The organism is Lacimicrobium alkaliphilum (assembly GCF_001466725.1).
GTDB classification, from domain to species: domain Bacteria; phylum Pseudomonadota; class Gammaproteobacteria; order Enterobacterales; family Alteromonadaceae; genus Lacimicrobium; species Lacimicrobium alkaliphilum_B.
The window spans coordinates 270,394-291,994 of the sequence record NZ_CP013650.1; the positions used below are offsets into that span (position 1 = coordinate 270,394).

16 protein-coding genes are annotated in these 21,601 nt (G+C 51.9%); 5 read left to right on the top strand and 11 right to left on the bottom strand.

What is annotated here, in order from left to right:
• Nucleotides 1-45: 45 nt before the first annotated feature.
• A complete protein-coding gene (locus AT746_RS01350; protein WP_062475399.1) occupies nucleotides 46-858 on the top strand; it encodes a LytR/AlgR family response regulator transcription factor in 813 nt (270 codons plus the stop codon).
• A 416-nt stretch (nucleotides 859-1,274) separates the two neighbouring features.
• On the opposite strand, the gene AT746_RS01355 is transcribed toward AT746_RS01350, so the two are convergent.
• The 7 genes from AT746_RS01355 to AT746_RS01385 form a co-directional block, all read right to left on the bottom strand.
• Nucleotides 1,275-1,928 (bottom strand): GntR family transcriptional regulator, encoded by a 654-nt coding sequence (locus AT746_RS01355; protein WP_062475402.1) that lies wholly within the window; start codon nucleotides 1,926-1,928, stop codon nucleotides 1,275-1,277.
• Nucleotides 1,929-2,358: 430 nt separating this feature from the next.
• The gene (locus tag AT746_RS01360) at nucleotides 2,359-3,822 is read right to left on the bottom strand and encodes an aldehyde dehydrogenase family protein (protein WP_156413596.1); all 1,464 of its coding nucleotides are present in this window, start codon (nucleotides 3,820-3,822) and stop codon (nucleotides 2,359-2,361) included.
• A 1-nt stretch (nucleotide 3,823) separates the two neighbouring features.
• Nucleotides 3,824-5,449 carry a thiamine pyrophosphate-binding protein gene (locus AT746_RS01365; RefSeq protein ID WP_062475405.1) on the bottom strand — a complete coding sequence of 542 codons (1,626 nt, stop codon included), beginning with the start codon at nucleotides 5,447-5,449 and terminating at the stop codon, nucleotides 3,824-3,826.
• Between the two features lie 20 nt (nucleotides 5,450-5,469).
• Nucleotides 5,470-6,294, bottom strand: coding sequence for an alpha/beta fold hydrolase (locus AT746_RS01370; RefSeq protein ID WP_062475407.1), 825 nt, complete (start codon nucleotides 6,292-6,294; stop codon nucleotides 5,470-5,472).
• 12 nt (nucleotides 6,295-6,306) lie between these two features.
• A complete protein-coding gene (locus AT746_RS01375) occupies nucleotides 6,307-6,843 on the bottom strand; it encodes a VOC family protein (RefSeq protein ID WP_062475409.1) in 537 nt (178 codons plus the stop codon).
• A gap of 21 nt (nucleotides 6,844-6,864) precedes the next feature.
• Complete coding sequence (locus AT746_RS01380) at nucleotides 6,865-7,800, bottom strand: fumarylacetoacetate hydrolase family protein (protein WP_062475410.1); 936 nt, start codon at nucleotides 7,798-7,800, stop codon at nucleotides 6,865-6,867.
• Nucleotides 7,801-7,962: 162 nt separating this feature from the next.
• Nucleotides 7,963-8,790 carry a sulfite exporter TauE/SafE family protein gene (locus AT746_RS01385; protein WP_082633104.1) on the bottom strand — a complete coding sequence of 276 codons (828 nt, stop codon included), beginning with the start codon at nucleotides 8,788-8,790 and terminating at the stop codon, nucleotides 7,963-7,965.
• A gap of 126 nt (nucleotides 8,791-8,916) precedes the next feature.
• On the opposite strand from AT746_RS01385, the gene AT746_RS01390 reads away from it, so the two are divergent.
• Nucleotides 8,917-9,588, top strand: a complete 672-nt coding sequence (locus AT746_RS01390; protein WP_082633105.1) for a malonic semialdehyde reductase — start codon at nucleotides 8,917-8,919, stop codon at nucleotides 9,586-9,588.
• Here AT746_RS01390 and AT746_RS01395 read toward each other — a convergent pair.
• Nucleotides 9,585-10,394: a glutathione S-transferase family protein gene (locus tag AT746_RS01395; protein WP_062475416.1), complete on the bottom strand. Its 810-nt coding sequence runs from the start codon at nucleotides 10,392-10,394 to the stop codon at nucleotides 9,585-9,587. The two genes, AT746_RS01390 and AT746_RS01395, sit on opposite strands and share 4 nt — an antisense overlap.
• Before the next feature lie 216 nt (nucleotides 10,395-10,610).
• Here AT746_RS01395 and AT746_RS01400 point away from each other — a divergent pair, with 216 nt between their 5' ends.
• On the top strand, nucleotides 10,611-13,283 hold the full coding sequence (locus tag AT746_RS01400; RefSeq protein ID WP_062475419.1) for a TonB-dependent receptor: 2,673 nt from the start codon (nucleotides 10,611-10,613) through the stop codon (nucleotides 13,281-13,283).
• A 48-nt stretch (nucleotides 13,284-13,331) separates the two neighbouring features.
• Here AT746_RS01400 and AT746_RS01405 read toward each other — a convergent pair whose 3' ends face one another.
• Genes AT746_RS01405 through AT746_RS01415 form a run of 3 tightly spaced genes read right to left on the bottom strand, consistent with a single transcriptional unit; the run spans nucleotide 13,332 to nucleotide 16,566 of the window.
• Nucleotides 13,332-13,736: a response regulator gene (locus AT746_RS01405; protein ID WP_062475422.1), complete on the bottom strand. Its 405-nt coding sequence runs from the start codon at nucleotides 13,734-13,736 to the stop codon at nucleotides 13,332-13,334.
• Nucleotides 13,733-14,884 carry a response regulator gene (locus AT746_RS01410; RefSeq protein ID WP_062475423.1) on the bottom strand — a complete coding sequence of 384 codons (1,152 nt, stop codon included), beginning with the start codon at nucleotides 14,882-14,884 and terminating at the stop codon, nucleotides 13,733-13,735. The genes AT746_RS01405 and AT746_RS01410 overlap by 4 nt, the downstream gene beginning before the upstream one ends.
• Nucleotides 14,881-16,566 (bottom strand): diguanylate cyclase, encoded by a 1,686-nt coding sequence (locus AT746_RS01415; RefSeq protein WP_197414308.1) that lies wholly within the window; start codon nucleotides 16,564-16,566, stop codon nucleotides 14,881-14,883. The genes AT746_RS01410 and AT746_RS01415 overlap by 4 nt, the downstream gene beginning before the upstream one ends.
• Nucleotides 16,567-16,751: 185 nt before the next feature.
• Here AT746_RS01415 and AT746_RS01420 point away from each other — a divergent pair, with 185 nt between their 5' ends.
• Both AT746_RS01420 and AT746_RS01425 read left to right on the top strand, forming a co-directional pair.
• Nucleotides 16,752-19,595, top strand: coding sequence for a PAS domain-containing protein (locus AT746_RS01420; protein WP_062475429.1), 2,844 nt, complete (start codon nucleotides 16,752-16,754; stop codon nucleotides 19,593-19,595).
• The gene (locus tag AT746_RS01425; RefSeq protein ID WP_062475433.1) at nucleotides 19,595-21,538 is read left to right on the top strand and encodes an ATP-binding protein; all 1,944 of its coding nucleotides are present in this window, start codon (nucleotides 19,595-19,597) and stop codon (nucleotides 21,536-21,538) included. The genes AT746_RS01420 and AT746_RS01425 overlap by 1 nt, the downstream gene beginning before the upstream one ends.
• Nucleotides 21,539-21,601 lie beyond the last annotated feature (63 nt).

Genomic DNA, 21,601 nt, shown 5'->3' on the forward strand with positions numbered 1-21,601 from the left:
ATTTATGCGAATCAGGCACAATTTATTGCAAACGGCGGGATTTGCATGACCAGAAAATGGCAATGGGCGCCAAGTTTTCCTGATTTGTATTTTTTTAAATCCAGGCTGCTGACCCACCTGATATTCTGGGCAGGGTATTACCTGCTATTTAGTGTGATTTGGTATTCACCTGATAAGGGCTATTTTGCCTCCTTTTATCTTGAGTTTATTCTGATGCCCGCCCGCATTCTGGCTGCATACGCAATGATCTATATGCTGATCCCCAACTATCTGGCCGAACGGCGTTACCGGAGCTTTTGCATGGGCTATGGATTGCTGGTGCTGGGGGCCGGACTGGTGCAGATGTTGGTTGGTTTCTTCTTCTTCAGTCAACTGATGCCAGCCGTGGATACTGGGTTTACCCTGAGTTTGAGCAGTTGGGTGCGCAATGCCCTACTGGTTAATACCACCGTCTTGCTGTTAGGCACAGCAAAGATATTTCAGATGTATATCGCCGTGCGCGAGCAACTGGAGACAACACACCAACAAGCCCAGGCTCCCGCTGAAGCTGATTACATAGAAGTGAAAGCCGAAAGGCGTATATTCAGATTAAAAATCAGCGATATTTTATACCTGGAGGGGTTGGGCAATTACGTTACCTACCACTTGCTAAACGGTGAAAAGAAAGTGGTGTATAGCTCACTGAAAGAGGCACAAAAATCTTTGCCGCCGTATTTTATCCGCGCACACCGCTCATATGTGATTAATGTTGCACACATTGACTCCTACACTGCCGAGCAGATTTTTGTGAAACAACACGCACTGCCCCGTGGCAAAGATATTCCGGATGAGGCCCTTAGCCTGAATACAGGTAGCTAAGAAGGAGACCTCTGCGTTTGTCCGCCGCCTGGTAACCAAAATTGTGTGGGGGGTAAGCCGGTATTGCTACCCGCAGGCCCAAGCCACTGCCGGATAAGAGAATTAAGCGCGGATCAAAGAAGATAATGCAAGGTGCAGAAGTTGCCTCTGTAACCTAGTCGGGTGCTATATACGAGCAAAATCTGCCAGAGGATATCCATTGCCCTGGGCATGCCGAGCAAAGCTATAACTCAACTAGATTCAGCTCTGACGATCCGGAAAAAGTCGGCACAACTGAGGTCATCGCACACTGCCACCCGGTTGAGTTAAGCACAGAGTTTGAAAGAGAAAATCGAGGGAAGTAGTGTGCCAGTACAGCCAGAATTCCAACCAAAGCCGCATGTTTATTGCGGCAATCCATTCTATAGCCTGATGCTTTAAGCCTTCTGGCTCATCAGATAGTCAATAGTACCCAGGCTGGTGTTGGAGATATGGTTGCGCATGGCGTCAAAGGCTTTGTCTTTATCGCCCTTGAGGATCGCGTCAACCAGTTCGCCATGTTCACTGAATGAGGTTTCCAGGCGGTTACGCTTTTCAAACAACCAGGGCTGCCGGTAAAGCGTCAGGCGTTTGCGCATCTTGGCGATGGTTTCCAATAATGTTTTATTGCGCGAGCCCTGATGGATGGCACTGTGCAGCTGATCGTTAAGTTCGGCAAAGCGTTCCACATCTTCTTCTTCAACGGCCTGTTTGGATTGTTGGTGCATGCGCTCTATTTGCTTACGCTCCACCGCTGTCATGCGCTCTGCACTTAAACGGGCGCACAGGGCTTCCAGCTCCTGCAGGGCTTCGTACATATCGCCCAGTTGTTCGATATCCAGTTCAATCACGGTGACGCCACGGTGGGCTTTGCTTTCTACCAGGCCACTGGTATGCAACAGGCGAAACGCTTCGCGAATCGGGGTGCGGGAAACGCCAAACTGATTGGCAATTTCCTGCTCTTCAAGTTTTTGCCCGGGTTTGATCTCGCCGGAGATGATTTGTGCAGAGAGCTGGTTATAGATCTTATCGGAAATCGTCAGGTTGGCCATAGATTGTATACTTAAAAAGGTAAACTGAGCTTATAGTACGAGATGGCAGCTAAGTTGCAACTGTTTATATACATAACCATGGCTTTGTGTGCATGGCCCTGGTAAATCAGAGAGTAGGAGAAGGTTAATCATATAATCCCAATAAATTGGGCCCTAAATAGATCGCTCTGCGTTCTTCGCAACGCTGAGGTTGGTTTGTTTTCGTAAAAGCCACTGGATGCCCGATAACGGCACTCGGGCATGACAGGCGGTCTTTCCCGCGCGTAGTTGGCGGGAATCCAGTGCCCTGTTCGCTTTTAATCACGAACCATTTAGGCCCAATAAATTGGGCTCTACAATGTTTCCGGCAAGCCTGATTGATAAAAGCAGCTGGCCAGGTCGAGTGAAGACAAGGAGGCTTCCCGTTATCTGCCATGCCTGGCGCAATATCTCAGTTGGCCAGATTAATGCACATCACTTTGGTCTGTGTCATTTCCTTAATGGCAAAGCGCACGCCTTCGCGGCCCATACTGCCGCGCCGGGCGCCACCGAAGGGCATGGCATCCAGGCGGTAGTCGGTGGAGTCATTGACCATCACCCCGGCCACATCCAGCTCCCGCGAAACCTTGTGCGCAGTGTTGATATTGCTGGTGAACACCGCCCCATGAATGGCGTAGTCGGCCTGATTCGCTAAAGCGATTGCATTGTCCACACTGTCAAAAGGATACAGACTGACTACCGGGCCAAAGGCTTCGTGGCAGGTAAGATTCTGGTCTTGCGCCACATTATCCAGTGCAGTTGGGTGATAACAGGCACCGTTGCGAACGCCCCCTACTAATAGATTGGCACCGCTGTGCACTGCTTCTTTTACCCAGTTTTCGATACGAATGGCTTCACGTTCGTGGATCATGGGCCCAAGATCGGTATCGTCCAGCAAGGGATCACCCACTTTAAGCTGACGGGTCTGGCGCACAAATTTGGCCCTGAAGGTGTCGTAAACATTGCGGTGTACATAAATACGCTGAACACCAATGCAGTTCTGTCCCACTGCCGAGTAAGAGCCGGACACGCAGGCTTCAACGGCGCGCTCAATGTCACAGTCGTCCATCACAATCACCGGTGAATTGGCACCCAGTTCCATGGCCAGCTTTTTAATCCCGGCATTTTTCGCAATCACTTCCGCCGAGGCTTCGCCACCGGTGTAGGTCACCATTGCCACATCTTTATGACCAACCATGGTGTTGCCAAAATCCCGGGCATAACCGGTCAGCACATTCACTTTGCCGGGCTCCAGCCCGCAGTCAACCAAAGCCCTGACCAGTTGCAACGCAGACAGCGGTGCCTGTTGTGAGGGTTTGAGTACCACCGTATTGCCGGCGGCCAGCGCCGGGCCCAGTTTATGGGCGGCCAGATTGAGCGGATCGTTAAAGGGCGTTATCGCCACCACCACGCCCAGTGGCACATGTTCATAATACCCCACGCGCTGCTCACCGCCCTCGAAGCTGTCAAAACGGATGGTTTCACCCACCAGGCGAATGGCTTCTTCGGCGGCCAGATTAAGGGTATTGATACAACGCCTGACCTCTTTACGCGCCGCGGTGATAGGTTTGCCGGTTTCCATGCTGATGGTGCAGGCAAAGCTTTCCTGGCGCGATTCAACCAGTCTGGCGGTGTCCTGTAACAGCCGCGCCCTGTCTTTACTGGGCTGATGGCGGTAACGGGCAAAGGCCGATTGAGCGCTGCTGATTGCCCGCAGCGCGTCCTCGTTGTCGGCGCAGGCCACCCTGGCCAGCTCATTGTTATCGTAAGGGCTGTGAATGGTCATGCTGGTTTTACCCGCCTGCCAGTGCCCGTCAATTAACAGGGTTTGTGCATCGGCCCTGTCTGCTGATGGGGTAATTGCCTGTGCCTGCATATCACCCCCTGTCCTTGCGCAGTACCAGGTTGTCATATTCCCGCGAGTCGAGAATGGCCTCAACGATCACCGGGCCGCCAATGGCAAAGGCTTTATCCAGTGCCTGAGCGTACTCATTCTGATCAAAGGCTTTAAGCACAGGTACACCAAAGATGTTGTCGCCGCCGATGGTGCCACGTTCACGAATGGGCGTGCCGTAAATGGGGTTGCTTTTCTTTTCCTGTTTGATGCGAATGAGGGCCAGATCGTTGTCGGTAAACAGCACAAACACAATGCTCAGGTTTTCCCTTACCGCTACCGCCAGTTCACCGGCGGTCATCAGAAAGCCGCCGTCGCCCACCACCGAACACACCGGTGTATCGGGCAGGCAGAGTTTGGCGGCAATAGCCGAGGGAATACCAAAGCCCATTGCTGACCAGCCGTTGGTCATAATCTGCAGGCCCACTTCGGGGGTTGGCCATTTCTGACCAATCAGGTGAATATGGGCACCCACATCACAGGTCATAATGCCCTGTGCCGGGAATTTTTCTCTTAGAATATCCAGCGCCGCGCAGGGGCCAAAGGCGCTATTCTGAGGCGTCATGCGGGCAAACATATCGGCTTTTCGTGCCGCCAGTTCCTGTAAGTCCCAGTTCTTGGGTACGCAGTCAGTGGCCAGCAACTGCTTAACCGAATGGGGGATATCACCCAGTACGTCGCAGGCCAGGGTGTAGTTTTTGGTATCCAGATCGGTGGCAACGATATCCAGGCTCACCAGTGGCGCATCGGGCATCCAGTCTTCGTAGCTGAATTCCACTTCGTCATAACCGATACTGACCACCAGATCGGCCTGTTGATGGGTTTTCCCCACCACATCACTCAGCGCGTGGAATAATACCCCGGCATAGCTGGGATGGCTCTCTTTAAGAATGCCTTTGGCCATGGGATTAATCACCACCGGCACGTTAAACTTCTCTGCCAGTGCCGCGACTTCATCGCCAATGCCCGCCGTGGCGGCGCGCAGGCCCAGCACAATCACCGGCTTTTTGGCCAGGGTAAACAGCTGTTGCATCTTCTCAAGCTGCTCATCAGAGGCCTTATCGGCCTTGATCACCGGCAGCGGTGTAACGTTTTGCGGTGTACTTTTTTCGGCACTCATGCCCACCGGTAAACCCACATGCACCGGGCCGGGCACACCGGAAAGTGCCAGTTGTGCGGCGTCAAACAGAATTTCTCTGACCTTGCCGGGCTCAAGGCGGGTGGTCTTTTTGGTAATAGGCTGGAACAGGGCCTGATGATCCATGGCCATCTGCACAATGCGGCCACGTTTGTGCTCCGGCATTTCATCGGTCAGGGCAATCATGGGGGAGCGGTCCAGATAGGCACTGCCGACGCCAGTGGCCAGATTGGTGGCGCCGGGGCCGAAGGTACCAAAACAGACACCGGGTACCCCGGTGATTCTGCCGCACACATCGGCCATAAAGGCGGCACCGCCCTCATGGGTGGCCAGCACAAAATCAATGCCCTCGGTGGTACGAATGGCTTCCATATAGTCTACCCAACCACCGCTGGGAACACCGAATACATGTTTTACACCCAGTTCCTTAAGGGCATCAACTACCTGTTGCGCTACGCTAATTTGTGTCATGTGAATTCGCCTGTATTGAATTAAGGGTGAATGTAACCAGCGGAATTACTGTGCACTGACTGATTCAGTGGTTGCAGTTCTGCCATTTGTAAAAAGCTCAGGAGGCTGTCATTAAACTCCACCGGCTTCTCGAAAAATGCCGAGTGACCGCAGTGGTCAAACTCAACAATAAATGAATTGGGTACCTGTTCCTGCACCAGGCGAATGGCCTCTATGGGGAACAGAATATCATCCTGCCCGGCAACAAAGAGCACCGGGAATCCCAGTTCGCCCAGCTGCTGTGGTGCCACTTTCTGCGCCGCGTACTGGCCGCTCAGATTGGTTTTATCGGTCTGGTTAAAGCTGCTGATTTGCCGGTATAACAGTGCCTGAGTGGGGTTGGCCTGCTTAAACTCCGCCCCCAGCACTCTGTCTAACTGGCTTAGCTGGGCGGTCTCGGCACGGGCCTTATCCATGATCTCTGCCACCTGCGCATCCTCTTTAAGACCATGCAGGGAATCGGCAATCATCAGGGCAGCAACCCTTTGTGGGTACTGGCTGGCAAAGGTAATGGCTGTGCCACCACCCATAGACTGACCAATCAGCGCCACTTTATCCAGTTGCAGATGATCCAACAGGGCTTTGAGGTCATCCACAAAACCGCTGCGCCCGAGGCCGGCATGATCGGTTGAATTGCCGAAGCCACGGTGGTCAAAGGTGATCACCTGGTAAGCCTTTGCCAGCACGGCCACCTGCTGATACCAGATGGCATGGTTGCCTCCCAGGCCGTGGGCCAGTACCAGCGGCTCACCTTTACCATGCACTTCATAATAGAGTTGGTCTTTACCAATATTGAGGATTGCCATGAGGTGTTTTCCTTATTGCGGTTTGTCGATAATGGCCTTGATGCGCTCGGGCGGCTCGACCACAAAGTTTTCAAGATCCCACTGATCAAAAGTGGACATTTTATTGCCCGGCCAGACCGAGGGCTGATAGGGCTTGCTTTCAGTGATCTGCAACATGTCGGAATAGAACTCCACATTGTTACCGTCGGGGTCTTTAAACACGATAAAGGTGTTATCACCGGGGCCGTGACGGCCCAGACCGCGGTCGATCTCGATGCCACGGTCGACCAGCATACGGGTGATTTTTTTGATCTCGTCGATGGACTCAACATGATAGGAAAAATGCTCAACCCGGGACTGGGCCGGATCCTGTTTATTGATTTGATCGGGCGGTAACTGCAACAGCGCCAGATCGTGATGATCTTCGCCGGCGCGCAGAAACACCATACGATCATCAATCCAGTCTGAAATTTTCAGTCCGACGATGTCCTGATAGAATGCCACCGAGCGCTGAATATCCTGCACTTTAAGTACCAGATGACCGAGTTTTGTCGGTTTGGGGGTATACATAAGTAACTCCTTGGACTGAGGTTAAACGGCTTCGGCACGCACGGTGTTGACGATATGGCCCACGCCCTCTGCGCTGGCTTCGAGCTTGTCTCCGGCTTTGAGAAACAGGCCGATGCCCTTACCCACGCCTGCGGGAGTGCCGGTCATAATCAGGTCTCCGGGGCGCAGGGTTAAGATGCCCGACAGATACTCAATCTGCTCGAAGATGTTCCAGATCAGTTCACTGGTATTGCCGTCCTGCATTTGCTTACCGTTGAGCCATAAACCCAGTCTGACATTGTGCGGGTCGGCGATGGCCTGTTTTGGCATAAACACCGGTCCCATGGGGCAGAAGGTGTCCCAGCTTTTACCGCGGAACCAGTCGTGCTTAAAGGGGTAGTCGCTGCGACGGTTAAGGTCACGGGCAGAGATATCATTCACCACGGTGTAGCCGGCAATATAATCAAGCGCATCGGCGGCCTTGACCCGCCTTGCCTGTTTGCCGATGACCACGCCCAGTTCCACTTCCCAGTCGAGTTGTGAGGTCTCCGGTGGCATCACCACATCTTCACCGCTGGCGACAATACTGCTGGTGGCCTTCATAAATACATAAGGTGAGCTGTCGGCTTTGGCTGCCAGTACAGTCTGCATTTCTTCTGCATGTTCATGGTAATTGGACGCGGTACCAAAAATAGTGGTTGGCGTAAACGGGGTGGTCAGCCTGATATCATCGGCAAGCGGCGTGATTTTTTCCTGTGAGGCCAACCCCGGTGCCTGTGCCGCCAGGCTATCCAGCTGCGCCGAGATATCAGGCCAGTCGGCCAGACACCGATCACTGTCCCTGGTCCAGCCGGGCGCGCTTTGTTGTGGATGGGCGGCCTGGTAAAGATCGGCCAGGTTATAGCGAAACTGGCCGATAACGATGGCCGTTTGCGGTGTATTATCCTGTATGTATCGGGTCAGAGCGTACTGGCTCATAATCTTGGTCTCCTTTGACGTGCACACTGGCACCGGCTGCGATTCTGATACCTCAATGTGCGTTGTCCGAGGCAGAAAATCGACTAATTAATTCGCCTCCAGATATAAATAAAAATATATATCTGTGGCGTCTTGATTGTTTTTATGTGTATATCATTGCGTTCATCCGACAAATGTCTGGTACAGCATGCGCAGCGACACCAGTAGCAGAAAGCTGCCAAATAGGGTGCTTAACTGACGCTTATTCAGGCGGTGAGCAATCCGCGCGCCGACCGGGGCCAACATTACGGTGACCGGGGCAATCAGGGCCACGCCAATCAGGTTGACGAACCCGAAACTGCCCGGTGGCAGGCGATAATCGTTGAAACCGGAAACAATAAATCCGGCGGCGCCGGGCAGACTGATCAGCAAACCAAATAAGGCGGCCGTGCCCACCGCGCGATGAATCGGTTGGTTGAGCAGGGTCAGTACCGGCACGCTCAATGTGCCGCCGCCAATTCCCATCATGCTCGACAACCCGCCAATCAGCAGCGGCGGGGCGGGCGCCGCGAAGCCTGTGGGAATGTCATCGCTCAGGGTAATATTGTCGGCTGGCAGCAGCATTTTTAGCGCCACAATCAGCGCCACAATGCCGAAAATGGCTGACAGCACCAGACTGTTGACAGAGGAGGCCGCCACCGAACCCGCCAGGGCACCAAACAATATCCAGCCGCCCCAGGCCCTGACCAGGCGAATGTCTACCGAGCCCTTCTGATGATGAGCCCGTGCCGATGAAATGGAGGTAAAAATAATGCAGGTCAGTGACGTGGCGACTGCCACATGCATACGGATGTCCGGCTCCACACCGTAAATACTCAGCGCCACATCCAGAACCGGCACGATCACGATGCCACCACCGACACCAAGCAGCCCTGCCAGGACTCCTGCTACGGCACCTGTTACTAACATCATTGCTGCCAGCGGCAGCAAATCATTGACTACATCCATCATCCTGCTCTTTGTTGAATTATCTAACTGGTGTACCTTAATCTATATTATGTATACAATAAAATCAAATTGTACTCAATGGGCCGGTGGTGAGTTATTCCGGCCTCATTTAAACAGGAGAAATACCTTATGACATCAGTACAAATCAGCGCGCAGCAGCAGGCACAGATTGAGCAGGCTCAAAAACGCGCCAGAGCATTAAAGAAACAGGTGGCACCGCTGGATGACGATGCCCTTGATCTGATTATTCGTGAGGCCCGCAGCCACAATGGCTGGCAGGATAAGCCGGTGACTGATGACGTGTTGCGCCAGTTGTATGACATCGTCAAAATGGGCTCAACCAGCATGAACAGTTGCCCGGGCCGCTTTGTATTTATAAAGAGTGATGAAGCCAGAGCCAGGTTAAAACCCTGTCTGGCGCCGCTGAATGTGAACAAGGTGCTGAGTGCGCCTGTGACGGTGATCATCGCTTATGATCAGGCCTTTTACCGGCAGATGCCCAAACTCTTTGCCCATAATCCCAATGCCGCGGCTATGTTTGAGAACAATGCCGAACTGGCCGCCACCTCGGCATTTCGCAACGGCACCCTGCAGGGCGCGTACCTGATGATCGCGGCCCGCGCACTGGGGCTGGATGTGGGGCCGATGTCCGGATTCAACAACAAGATCTGCGATGAAACCTTCTTTGCCGGTACCAGCATCAGGAGCAACTTTTTGTGCTCCCTGGGCTACGGGGATACCGACAAGCTGTTTCAGCGCCTGCCCCGGCTGGATTTTGATGAAGCCTGTGAGCTGATTTAGTCAGCCTGCCTGGCAGGCGTCAGCAATTCTTGCCTGACCCGGGCCATGATCTCAGGCTGGGGTGAGGGCATACGCAAATCCGCCGAAGGCTGAGCCTGTCTAAATGCCGGGCGGGTTTGCAGGCGTTGCAGCCAGTCCGCCGTCTCTGGCGCCTCCTGCCAGAGACAATCCAGCTGCAGACGCTGAAGTCTGTCTACCAGTGCCATGCTGGCAGTATCGGCTAGCGAGTAGTCAGACCCTGCAAGCCAGGGCGTGTGGCTGACTCTTTGTGCCAGATTCCGGATGATATTGCGTACGCGCTCGATGGCACTGAACACCGCTTGCATATCGGTATCGGTACCCACCAGTTTTCGGAATGCCTCGGCTCTTTGCGGCATCGGGTGTGCCTGCACCAGTTGCTCCAGTTGCTGTTTTTGCATAGTGCGAAAGCGTTGACGGATCATTAACTCAAAGGTCAGCGGCCTGAGTGCCGGATGGATCTCATCATCGAAATACTTGCACCACTGGCGCATCTTCGCTTTGCCTTCAGATGCAGAAGGCGTTAGCGGAATGGCCGGAAATGCATCTTCCAGATATTCATTGATAACGCTGGACTCCGTGATCACCGCCTGTTGATGCACCAGCGTCGGGACGACCCCATTGGGGTTAAGCCGTAAGTAATCCGTCTGCAGATGCTCAAACTCTCGTAATACCACCCGCTGACTTTGCCACGGCAGTTGCTTTTCTGCCAGAGCGGCGCGGACTTTAAAGGACATCAATGAATCCCAGTCATGGTAGAGGGTTAGTTCCGGCATTTCTTTTTTCATTGCGCTTACCTTTCATGACATTGCTGATTTGTGGTCACAGACAGCGTTTCGGAGGCTGTCTGAGTAGAGTTAACCATGTATACAATAAAAATAAAATGTATTTAATATGTTAACTATATGTACAATAAATATTAAATGGATTATAAATTAAACAGGTGGATGCAAAAGTCACCGCATAAAACTCACTCAACACTCAAGAGAAAGAAGGAACATGCTATGACCCTGAATACCCGGCTTGTTACCCGTAAGCGTTATCTCAGCTTGCTGATCACCTCTGTGTTTGCCTCTGCTGCAGCAATGGCTCAGCAAGGCGAAGCGGAACAGGAAAAAGTCGAGAAAATAAGTGTGACTGGCTCTTTTATTAAAGGCCGGATTCAAAGCAGCAGTGCCTCACCCATTTCCTCGGTGAGCGCTGAAGATCTTGCCAATATTGGTGCCACCAGTGTGTCTGATCTGGTCAACACGCTGACCGTTAATACCGGGGCGCAGGTATACTCTGATAGCTTCGAACAGGCCCGTTCTGTGGGAACCACCAACATTAACTTACGCGGTTTGGGGGTGACATCGACCCTGGTTTTACTCAACGGTCAGCGCCAGACCCTGTCACCGGCGGTGACGGAAGGCGGTGACCAGTTTGTGGATTTAAGCTCACTGGTGCCGGCGATTGCGGTTCAGCGGGTTGAGGTGTTAAAAGACGGCGCGTCTTCGCTATACGGCTCTGATGCCGTAGCCGGTGTGGTGAATTTTATTACCCGCTCGAAATTTGAAGGGCTTGAACTCGATCTCAACTATCAGAACAACAAGTATGGCTCCGACGAAGTCAGCTTAGGCGCGATTACCGGTGCCGCCAGTAACAAGGGGAATCTGATGTTTGCTGTGAATTATCTGACCCGCAGCAACGTGCCGAACTCTGAACGGCGTGATGACTATGCCGCCAAGCAGGACTCCTGGAGTGGTTATGGCTTTCCCGGCAAAGTCATTGCCTTTGACGGTCCGCCGGGCCCACCGATTAAGTTGATCGACCCGGTTTGTCTGGATGGTTCTGCGTTTGAGGAATTTCCCGGGCTGGTGCGTCCGGCACCGGATGGCGAACGCCCCAGTGACGGTTCCTGTCAGCTTAACTATGGCTATTATGGCGACATCATTGCAGAAGCCGAGCAGATGCAGGCGATGGCGCAGGGCTCTTATGATCTGACCAGCAATACCACCTTGTTCAGTGAGCTGGTGGTAGCCCGCAACCGCACCACCATTCATTCGGTACCCAGCCAGCCGCAGCTTGATGAGGTGCGGGTACCGGCCTATCATCCGGATGCCATCGAAGTGGGCGGTGCCGATCCCTTCCCCGGCAGCGCATCTGACAGTGGCGTGCTGTTTATCCGGCCATTGGGTGCGGGCTCGGAATCTAATGTGGATGATAAGGTGTTTCGTTCCTGGCGCTATCAACTTGGCATTAAAGGAGATCTGCCCAATTATTGGTCGTGGCAGGCGAGTATGACCACCAGCGTGAATGAGACCGAAAATTCACGAAAAGATGTGATTACCGATAACCTGCAGGCGGCCTTAAATGGTCAGGGCGGGCCATCGGGCGATCAATACTATTACTGGTTATCCTCCAGTCAGCATAAAAATACCCCCGAGATGTACGACTTTATCTTCGGTGAATTCGGCTACAAGGCCAAATCCAGTCAGACCGTTTTCGATGCGCATATCACCGGTGATTTATTTGAACTGGATGCCGGTCCTGTCGGCGTGGCGTTTGGTGCCCAGTACCGGACCGATAAACTGGAGTATGACTTTAACGAGCTTTCCAATGAGCTGGCGTTTAACTTCTTCGGTGGAGGTGAAGACTTCAGCGGTAAACAGGATGTTTGGGCGGTGTTTACAGAATTATCAGTACCTCTGACTGAAACCCTGGAGCTGCAGACAGCGTTGCGCCATGAAAGCTTTGATATTGCCAGTACCACGGATCCCAAAGTGGCCTTTTTATGGGCCCCCACTGAGGACCTCAGCCTGCGTGCCAGCTACGGTTCGTCTTTTCGCATCGCCACGGTATTCCAGACCGACTCTCAGTTTATTACCCCGCAGACTGCCGTTGATCCTTACGCCGGTGGTTTTGCCGGCGGCGAGGAAGTCAGCTTTATTTCGTTGCTGACCGGCGACCCAGACAAGCCCTTAGAACCCCAGACGTCGAAAGCGTACAACCTGGGCTTTAGCTGGTTCCCGGTAGAGGGGCTCTCTGTCAGCGCCGACTACTGGCGCTTCGATTATTCCGACTTTATTACACCGGAATCTCCGGCGGCCTTGCTGATGACAAACCCTGACAGTGAGCAGATTGAGCGCAGCCCAAGCGGCGAGGCAGTTAAAATTACCACCTACTATCGTAATGCCGGCTCGGTGGAAACTGATGGTCTGGATTTCAATCTTCACTACGACTGGTCGCTGGATGAACTGGGAACACTGCGGACGTCGCTGGATGGCACTTATATCCTGAGTTACGACCTGGATGATCCGCTGTTGGGTATGATTGATGGCAGAGGTAACGTCAATGACAACAACTTTGGTGTGTCGACTGTGCCGTTGCGCGCCAACCTGGGTCTGATATGGAATCATAAAAAGCATTCTGCCAATCTGTATGTCCGCCATATTGGTGATTATGAGAATGATAATGATGACAACGCCAAGGTCGCCAGCTGGACCCGAATTGATATGCAGTACAATTATCAGTTTGATGCCTGGTATGCAGAAGGCAAAGGCCCGCGCCTGACGCTCGGAGCCAGTAACCTGTTTGACCGGGCAGCACCTCAGGTACGCAACTCCATTGGTTATGATGCGACGGTGCACGACCCCAGAGGCAGAATGTTGTATCTCAATATCAAACAGCAATTCTGAATCTATGTTTAAGTATGCAAGTCGGCAGCCATAGGCTGCTGGCTTCGTCTAATCCTGTCTGAGCGCTTTTCCCCAGATGGTTTCAATTTGCTGTGGCAGGGTCATGGGATCAAAGGGTTTGGCAATCACATCCAGTGCGCCTAAAGACAGGTAGTGTTTAATTTCCGACGGTTGCACTTTGGCGGTCATAAAGATCACCGGGATCTCTTTACCTCCGGGTATCTCCCTGAGCGCTGTTAAGGTACTGGGGCCATCCATTACCGGCATCATCACATCGAGCATAATCAGGTCGGGCTGAAAGTTATTCACCTGCTGCAGTGCCCGTTCACCATTTTCACACAACAATATTTCAAACTGACCGATATGCTGCAGGGCAATTTCCAGAATCTGTCGAATATCTTCATCATCTTCAACACACATGATCCGCTTTAAGGGGACTGCCTTGTGATTCATCCAGCGTCTTCCTTCAGGATATTGCTATCCCGGGTAAATCCGGCCTGACGGAGTAATTTTTGTGCCTGAGGTGTGGCCAGTTTTCCCTCTGTGTTCAGAGCGGCGAGATGCATGACGATAGCGGCTTTGTCTGTTGTTCCGACAGGCAGTACATGTACTGCACCGATAAGCTCCCGTATGGAGAGGGGCAGCCGCCACTGGATCTTAAGTTTGTTGCCGAACACCTTGGCCCAGTCCTGAACCAGAGTCGTGATCGTCTCGTCCCGGAGCTGTTCGCCAGTATAAGCCAGATCCTGGAGTACTTTTAATACGCCGAGTTCGCCAATTCGGCTTAATAAGCCGGCTATGTAAAGAGGTCGCTCTCGCAAGCCAATTTTTTCACCCATGGATTCGGCGGTTTTTGCCACTTTCTCGGCCTGGTCTTTATAGGCTTTGGCCAGTTCTGAGATATGCGGGTGCTTAAATGAAGAAGAGATATCCAGTGACATCGCCAGAGCATGACTCAGTGCCATATCCACGCCCAATGTGGCCAGGGCTTCGTTAAGAGATTGTATGGCCTTGCCACTGCGCCCCAGTGAATAGTTATTGGCAAGATCCAGCAGCCGGGCTGTAATTGCTGGTGCCTCGCGCCATTCGCGGGCCAGCGTGGCCGGTGACAGGCTGTCTTTTTGAGCAATGAGGGTGAGCAGATGCACAGGGTCTATTTCACCGGGTAACTGAACCAGATTGTCTGCACGTTTGGACAGCAATAGTTGTATATCCACTTCAGCTTTGCCGACTTCATCTGTTGTACAGAGCAATATTTTCAGGCGCTGATGTACTTCCTCTATATCGAAAGGCTTGGTAATAAAACCATTGACCTTGCACCGGGCGGCTTGCACCACTGACTCTCTGTCAGAACGGGCAGTAATCATAATGACTTTGGTACTGGTATCTTGTCGACGGATACGCCTGACCAGTTCAAGCCCGCTGCCGTCTGGCAGATTCCAGTCGCACAGCAGACAATCAGGCGCCTGTTGTTGCCAGAGTTCCATTCCCTGACTCAGGGATTCGGCCCTGACCACATGCATGTTGGCGTCGAGCCCTGATACCAGGCTCTCCAGCAATTCTGCGATCAGTTCGTCATCTTCAAGAATCAAGACTTTCACTGTTGCTCACCTTTGGCGGCGCCAGCCAGCGCCAGGCTAACGCCATTTCGGCCGAGTTGTTTACGCTGGTACAGGGCCTGATCGGCGGCTTCAAGGGCCGATTCGGGATCTTCATAGTCATTCAGAAGCGCAATTCCGGCACTGAGGGTGACATGAAACTCATTTCTGCCCGATTGAAATACAAGCCCGGAAAAATGCAGCCGTATCTGTTCCAGAATCTGTTCCGCCTGGGTCAAATCGCATTGTGGCATTACTATGGCAAACTCTTCGCCACCGTAGCGGCCAATTTTGTCTGTTTTGCGCAATCTGTGGGTCAGCAGGTTCGCCAGTGCCTTTATGACGGTGTCACCTGTGCCATGACCGTAGTCATCATTGACCCGTTTAAAATGATCCAAATCCAGCATCACCACGGCAGCCTGTTCGCCAACCCGCCGACAGCGTGCATACTCGTTAGCCATCTCCTGCTTTATCAGGGAGTGTTTTAAAAGTCCGGTAAGGCTGTCTCTGGCCAGCAGGTTAGCGAGCTGTCTGGCGCGAAAACAGCGGGTCCTGACGGTTTCCTTTAACTCTGAGTCGGAGATAGGCTTGGATATAAATTCATCGGCTCCGTCTGCCAGTGCCTTGAGTTGTTCTGACTTGTCCTGCTCAGCTGACAGATAGATGATGGGGAGACTCAGCCACTGGGGCTGAAAGCGAATCATCCGTGCCAGCGTTGGTCCGGAATAGGCGCCCATATGCACATCCAGCAGTAATATATCCGGTTTAAACTCAGACAATACCGAGAAAATGGCTTCCGGCGTGCCAAGTGTCTTAACCGTCATTCCTGCCGCCGTCAGCGTCAGACGGTAGTGCTCCAACAGATCGACATCGTCATCTACTATCAATACCTTACCCCCTGAAGCCTCCAGGCGCTCTGTTTGCAACCGCTGCAGATATTCTGCGACTTCCGTAGCATTGGTGGCTTCTGAAAACAGTCCATCGATACCCAGGGCGGCGATTTTGTAGCGACTGTCGAATTCCGGGCATGAACCAAAACAGACAATGCTGATACTTCTTTGCGGGGTTTGTTGTTGCAACAGGCGCCTAATCTCAATACAGGCCTGGGCTTGTGATACATGGGCAATCATTATCACAGATGTCGGTATCCGGCTTAACTTCTGGCTAAACTCGGCGCAGCTTGCGACCGACATTAATGCAAAACCGTAGTGTTTAAGCTCCTCCTGCAAAGAGGTATAGAAGGCCCCCTGGTGCTCAACCAATACCAATAGGGCATCTTCGTTGTCGTGGTTCTGACGTTCAGATATTGCGGCAGATTTTGGTGCTGAATCTCCCAGTAACCTGTCTAAGTCCTTCAGTTCCGGCAGAATCCTATGTTGGAGCTCTGAATAGATAGCCGGCCATTTATCACCCTTATTGTGAGGTTGCTGTAAAAGTCCTTTGACGAGTTGTTCCAGAGTCCGGCTTTGGTGACTGAATTGTTGCAAACCAAAGGTGCCTGCTGAGCCTGTGAGTCGATGCAATACCTGATGCAGGTATTCCAATAGTTCCCAGTCGCCATGTTGCTCGTCTGACTGACCGATTTTGTGTCTCAGATCATCCAGTTCCCGGGCAGTTCTGTGGCTGAAGCGCTGCGATAACAGCCTTAATTTATCTTCAACTGAGTCAGACGGATTTTCTGCCATGATCTTGGTTACCGTGTTCAGCCAGGGGCTTTTGATAGAAGAGTTCACTGGATTATTTAAAGTTAACAGACGGACCGGCATTCGTCATATCTTTCTCAAACTCTGCCATGCTCGACTATATTCGATATTTGTGATCTAAAGAGATATCTTCAATATCAATCATTTCGGTGATCAAAGGACAATCTATGCAACCTCCAGCTATTCCGGAAAATGAGCAGTTGAGGCTTCGGGCTCTGGTAGAATCAGGGTTGCTGGACTCTGCACCGGAGGAACGTTTTGATCGGCTCACGGCCATGGCTAAAGCCCTTTTCTCGGTACCCATAGTATTGGTATCACTGGTAGACAGGGACAGACAATGGTTTAAATCCAGGCAGGGTCTGGATGCCACAGAAACCCCCCGCGATATTTCTTTTTGCGGCCATGCCATCTTGCAGCACCAGCTTTTTGTTGTTGAAAATGCACTCGAAGATCCCCGTTTCAGCGACAACCCTCTGGTTGTCGGAGCACCACATATCCGCTTTTATGCCGGCGCGCCAATTCGGGACGAAGGGGGCTACAACCTGGGGACACTATGTCTTATTGGCACCGAACCGCAGCAGCTCAGTAAAAAGCAACAAAGCATGCTGCGGGATTTGGCAGTGTTAGTAGAAAAGGAAATTCAGTATCAGGATGTGCGCAGGCTAAACCGTCAGTTACGGGAGAGTCGCGATCAATATGCGTCGCTGGTGGAAAATATCCCCGGTATTACCTATCGCTGTTTGCATGATAAAAGCTGGACAATGTTGTTTATGAGTCGCGAGATCGATCCGCTGACCGGCTATCCTGTCAGCGACTTTATTCAGAACGCGAAACGAAGTTATGCCAGTCTGATCCCTGAAGAATATCATCAATATTTGAGTGATATGGTAGACAAGGCTATTGCGCAGAAAGACGCCTGGCATATTGAGTACCCGATACGACATGCCGACGGAAAGCTTCGATGGATAGAGGAGCGCGGTAATGCCATCTATGATGAGGACGATAATGTCAGTTGCCTGCAAGGCTTTTTGCTGGATATCAGCCGCGAAAAAGCCGCCAGAGATAAGTTACAGCGTCAGAACCAGGCGTTGAATTTGCTCAATAAGATCAGTTTTGAACTCAGTGGTGAGCTCCAACAGGTCATTGAGCGGGCATTAAAGCTTGGCTGTGAATTCTTAAATATGGATATGGCCATTGTCAGTGAAGTTCTGGCGCAAACCTATGTGGTCCGTTGGTTTCATAGCCATGAGCCCGGCCAGTTGCATCACGAACAACGCTTCGCTCTGGCTGAGACATATTGTGATATTACGCTTAGCCAGGGGAAGCAGGTGGCCATAGCGCATATGCGCGAATCGGCCTTCAGTTCACACCGTTGTTATCAGACTTTTGGTATGGAGAGCTATATTGCTCAACCGCTAAAGGTGGATGGCAAACTCTTCGGTACCCTGAACTTTACCTCTGCCAGTCCAAGACTCGGGGGGTTTGATGAAATCGACCGACTTTTTGTCAGTTTACTGGAGCGCTGGCTGGGGGCAAAACTCGACTGGCATCAGCAGCGCCGCAAACTGAAAAATCTGGTGGAGCAGGTGCCGGGGATGATCTATCAGTATCGACAATGGCCTGATGGTCGGATTTCACTGCCTTATGCCAGTCCCGGTATTGAGGAAATCTACGGATTAACAGCACAAGAACTGGAGCACGATGCCTCAGCCTTATACTCCAGAATCCATAACGAAGATGTTGAGCGGGTCAGTCAGGGGATTGCGCAATCACAACAGCAATTATCGCTCTGGCATCAGCAGTACCGGATCACCAATGCCGCTGGTGAGGTGGAGTGGATAGAGGGTCGGGCAGTACCGGTCAGATTAGAAGATGGCAGTACCGACTGGTATGGTTATATCGCCAGTATTCAGGCTGCCAAGCAGATAGAGCTGACGCTGGAAAGCAGTGAACAACGCTTACGGGCGCTATTTGAACTCAGTCCTATTGGCATTGCCCTGATAGACTTCAGTACTGCCAGGCTTCTTGATTGCAATGCGGCGTTGTTGCATCCTTCCGGCTATCGCCGTGGTGAATTGTTGGAGCTGCATATGATGGATCTCGTGCCCCCGGACTATCAGTATCTGCGCCATCAGATCCTCGAACAGTTGCAGTCTCAGGGGCGTTTTGATCCCGTTGAAGCCGAGTTGCAGTGCAAGGGAGGCCGTACCTATCCGATACGTTTGCAAGGAGTAAAAATAACTGACCAAGAACAAAACCCGCTGCTTTGGTGCCTGGTTGAAGATATCTCAGAACATAAGCGTATCGAACGAATGCAGAAGGAGTTTATTGCCACAGTGAGTCATGAGTTGCGCACGCCACTGACCTCAATTAAAGGTGCGCTAAGCCTGCTTGGTGGTGGCATGGTAGAGAATCTCCCGGAAAAGGCAAAGTCGTTGCTATCTGCTGCCTACAGAAATAGCAACCATCTGGGTGAGCTTATCGATGATATTCTGGACTTAGAAAAGCTTACCGCCGGGGCGATGATATTTGATACGCAAACTCTGCAGGTATCTGAAGTGATGCGGGAAGCCAAAGAGCTGTATCAGCATTACGGCCAGAAAAGAGGCATCCGTGTAAGGTTGCTACAGCCTGAGGGCGGGCATCATGTCAGGGCAGATAAGAAACGTCTATTGCAGGCGCTGGGGAATTTACTGTCAAATGCGATTAAATTTTCTCCTGAACAGGATGAGGTAACCGTTTCTGTCATCAATGAGCAGCAACAGGTACGCATACTGGTGCAGGATCAGGGGCCCGGGATCGCAGAGGCGTTTAAAGACCGGATCTTCAGCCGCTTTGCCCAGGCAGACAGCTCCGATACCCGTAAAAAAGGTGGAACTGGCCTGGGGCTGGCTATTACCCGTGAGTTAATGGAACAAATGGGTGGCAGTGTGGACTTCGTATCCGTTCCCGGACAAGGAACAACCTTTTGGCTGCAATTACCCCAAGCTGAACAACAACTGGAATCATGATGCCTCAGTTCAATATCTTCCGGCAGAAACACGACCTGTTTATTCCGCTTGTGTGGTTATTGCGCATTGCGATACCAGTCTTACTTGTTGTGGTGATGTATTTTGTCGATCGTCTGTACCTGCTTCAGCATCAGGAGCAGCAAAGGGAAGATGTCAGTCAGAAAATGACAAAGTTGAAGTGGCAACTTGAAAGTCAGATCCTGCAGAATATTCAGGTAGTGCAGGGGTTGACTGCCAGCATTGCCACAGAGCCTGATATGAATCAACAGCGCTTTGCCGAACTGGCTCAGATTATCCTGCAAGGGGGGCCGCAACTGCGCAATGTTGGTGCTGCGCCTGATCTGATTATGCAGCTTATATACCCTCTTGAAGGAAATGAGGAAGTGCTGGGCCTCGATTTTCGTGATTTGGCCGAGCAATGGCCTGGCGTTAAGCGGGCGGTTGAGAGTGGTGAAATGGTGTTTGCCGGGCCGGTTAATCTGGTTCAGGGCGGGCAGGGGCTGGTCGGGCGTATTCCTGTTTACACACAGAAAACCGGTGAGCTGTGGGGAGTGATTTCCGCGGTAATTGATATGGATGCCTTGTATCAGAGTGTTGGGCTGGAAGATGTAGAAGATCTGCGGTTACGGCTTGCCAGGGAGGACGCCTTTGGTCAGCCAGGAGAGATATTTTGGGGGGACAAGGAAAGCCAATGGCAAAAGCCGGTAATTAACCGCATTTATATTCCGGGAAATAACTGGCTGATGATGTCGATGCCGGCTCAGAGATGGTCCAGACAGGCCCCGGAAACACCCTGGTTAAGAGGAGCATTGATAGTGCTGTGGCTGGTACTCAGTGCGGCGGTATTCTGGCCGACTCGCCTGATGTTGCGGGAGCGTCAGACTCAACAGCGCTTTCAGGCATTATTCCGTTTTTCTCCGATCGGCATGGCGCTTAAAGATTGTCAGGATGATCGTCTGGTGGCGGTTAATCCGGCCATGGCGGCGATGCTGGAGTATGAACCGGCGGCACTTTTAGGCCGACAGGAACAAGAATTACAGGTTGGAGAACCAACGCCCAAAAAGAACAAACAAAGACAACGAGATTTTTCCAGGCAAGGCTATTCGGGCCCTTTTGAGAGGCAGTACTTAAACAGATGGCAGCAACCGGTTGATAGTAAATGCTATGAACTCTTAATTGATGAGGGCAGTAAAAGGAAGCTGGTATGGTTGGTGGCAGAGGACGTATCACATCAAAAACGCACCGAGAGGATGCAACAGGAGTTTATCGCCACCGTCAGCCATGAGCTGCGTACCCCCTTAACTTCCATTGCAGGTTCTTTGGGTCTGATCGCCAGTGGTAAGCTGGGAGAGCTGCCAGAAAAAGCACAGAACCTGATCAATATTGCTATGCGCAATACTCAACACTTACATCTGCTGATTAACGACTTACTCGACCTGGAAAAGCTCAGCACCGGTAATATGCTCATGGATATTCGTCCCATTTGTTTAAAAACACTGATCAAAGAAAGCACCGAGTCGCTGCAGCATTATGGTCAGGATAAAGGGATTAGTGTGCAGTTGAATGAGCTCTCAGATGACTATGTGATGGCCGACGAGCAAAAGCTGAAACAGGCCCTTAAGAATCTGTTGTCCAATGCCATTAAATTCTCCCCCCGGGACGGCAAAGTAGAAGTCTGTACCGAACAATCAGGCCAGAATATTCGCGTTATTGTCCGCGATTATGGCGCCGGGATCCCGAAGCAGTTTCAGTCGCGGATTTTTAATCGCTTCGCCCAGGCAGACAGTTCAGATAGCCGTACAAAAAGTGGCACCGGTTTGGGGCTGGCCATCACAAAGGAGCTGATGGAAAAAATGAACGGCGGTGTAGGTTTTGATTCAGAGCCGGGCCAGGGCGCCAGATTCTGGCTGGATATACCGCTTACCGGTGAAACCACGGGTTAAAACCATCTTTGTTATTACTAAATGTGCGAGATTTTGTTGTAATAGACATAAGAGTCAACCACA

Bases quoted from the DNA above. Each gene is read 5' to 3' on its own strand.
- AT746_RS01350 (WP_062475399.1), top strand. From the start codon at position 46: ATGACCAGAAAATGGCAATGGGCGCCAAGTTTTCCTGATTTGTATTTT.
- AT746_RS01355 (WP_062475402.1), bottom strand. From the start codon at position 1,928: ATGGCCAACCTGACGATTTCCGATAAGATCTATAACCAGCTCTCTGCA.
- AT746_RS01360 (WP_156413596.1), bottom strand. From the start codon at position 3,822: ATGCAGGCACAGGCAATTACCCCATCAGCAGACAGGGCCGATGCACAA.
- AT746_RS01365 (WP_062475405.1), bottom strand. From the start codon at position 5,449: ATGACACAAATTAGCGTAGCGCAACAGGTAGTTGATGCCCTTAAGGAA.
- AT746_RS01370 (WP_062475407.1), bottom strand. From the start codon at position 6,294: ATGGCAATCCTCAATATTGGTAAAGACCAACTCTATTATGAAGTGCAT.
- AT746_RS01375 (WP_062475409.1), bottom strand. From the start codon at position 6,843: ATGTATACCCCCAAACCGACAAAACTCGGTCATCTGGTACTTAAAGTG.
- AT746_RS01380 (WP_062475410.1), bottom strand. From the start codon at position 7,800: ATGAGCCAGTACGCTCTGACCCGATACATACAGGATAATACACCGCAA.
- AT746_RS01385 (WP_082633104.1), bottom strand. From the start codon at position 8,790: ATGATGGATGTAGTCAATGATTTGCTGCCGCTGGCAGCAATGATGTTA.
- AT746_RS01390 (WP_082633105.1), top strand. From the start codon at position 8,917: ATGACATCAGTACAAATCAGCGCGCAGCAGCAGGCACAGATTGAGCAG.
- AT746_RS01395 (WP_062475416.1), bottom strand. From the start codon at position 10,394: ATGAAAAAAGAAATGCCGGAACTAACCCTCTACCATGACTGGGATTCA.
- AT746_RS01400 (WP_062475419.1), top strand. From the start codon at position 10,611: ATGACCCTGAATACCCGGCTTGTTACCCGTAAGCGTTATCTCAGCTTG.
- AT746_RS01405 (WP_062475422.1), bottom strand. From the start codon at position 13,736: ATGAATCACAAGGCAGTCCCCTTAAAGCGGATCATGTGTGTTGAAGAT.
- AT746_RS01415 (WP_197414308.1), bottom strand. From the start codon at position 16,566: ATGGCAGAAAATCCGTCTGACTCAGTTGAAGATAAATTAAGGCTGTTA.
- AT746_RS01420 (WP_062475429.1), top strand. From the start codon at position 16,752: ATGCAACCTCCAGCTATTCCGGAAAATGAGCAGTTGAGGCTTCGGGCT.
- AT746_RS01425 (WP_062475433.1), top strand. From the start codon at position 19,595: ATGCCTCAGTTCAATATCTTCCGGCAGAAACACGACCTGTTTATTCCG.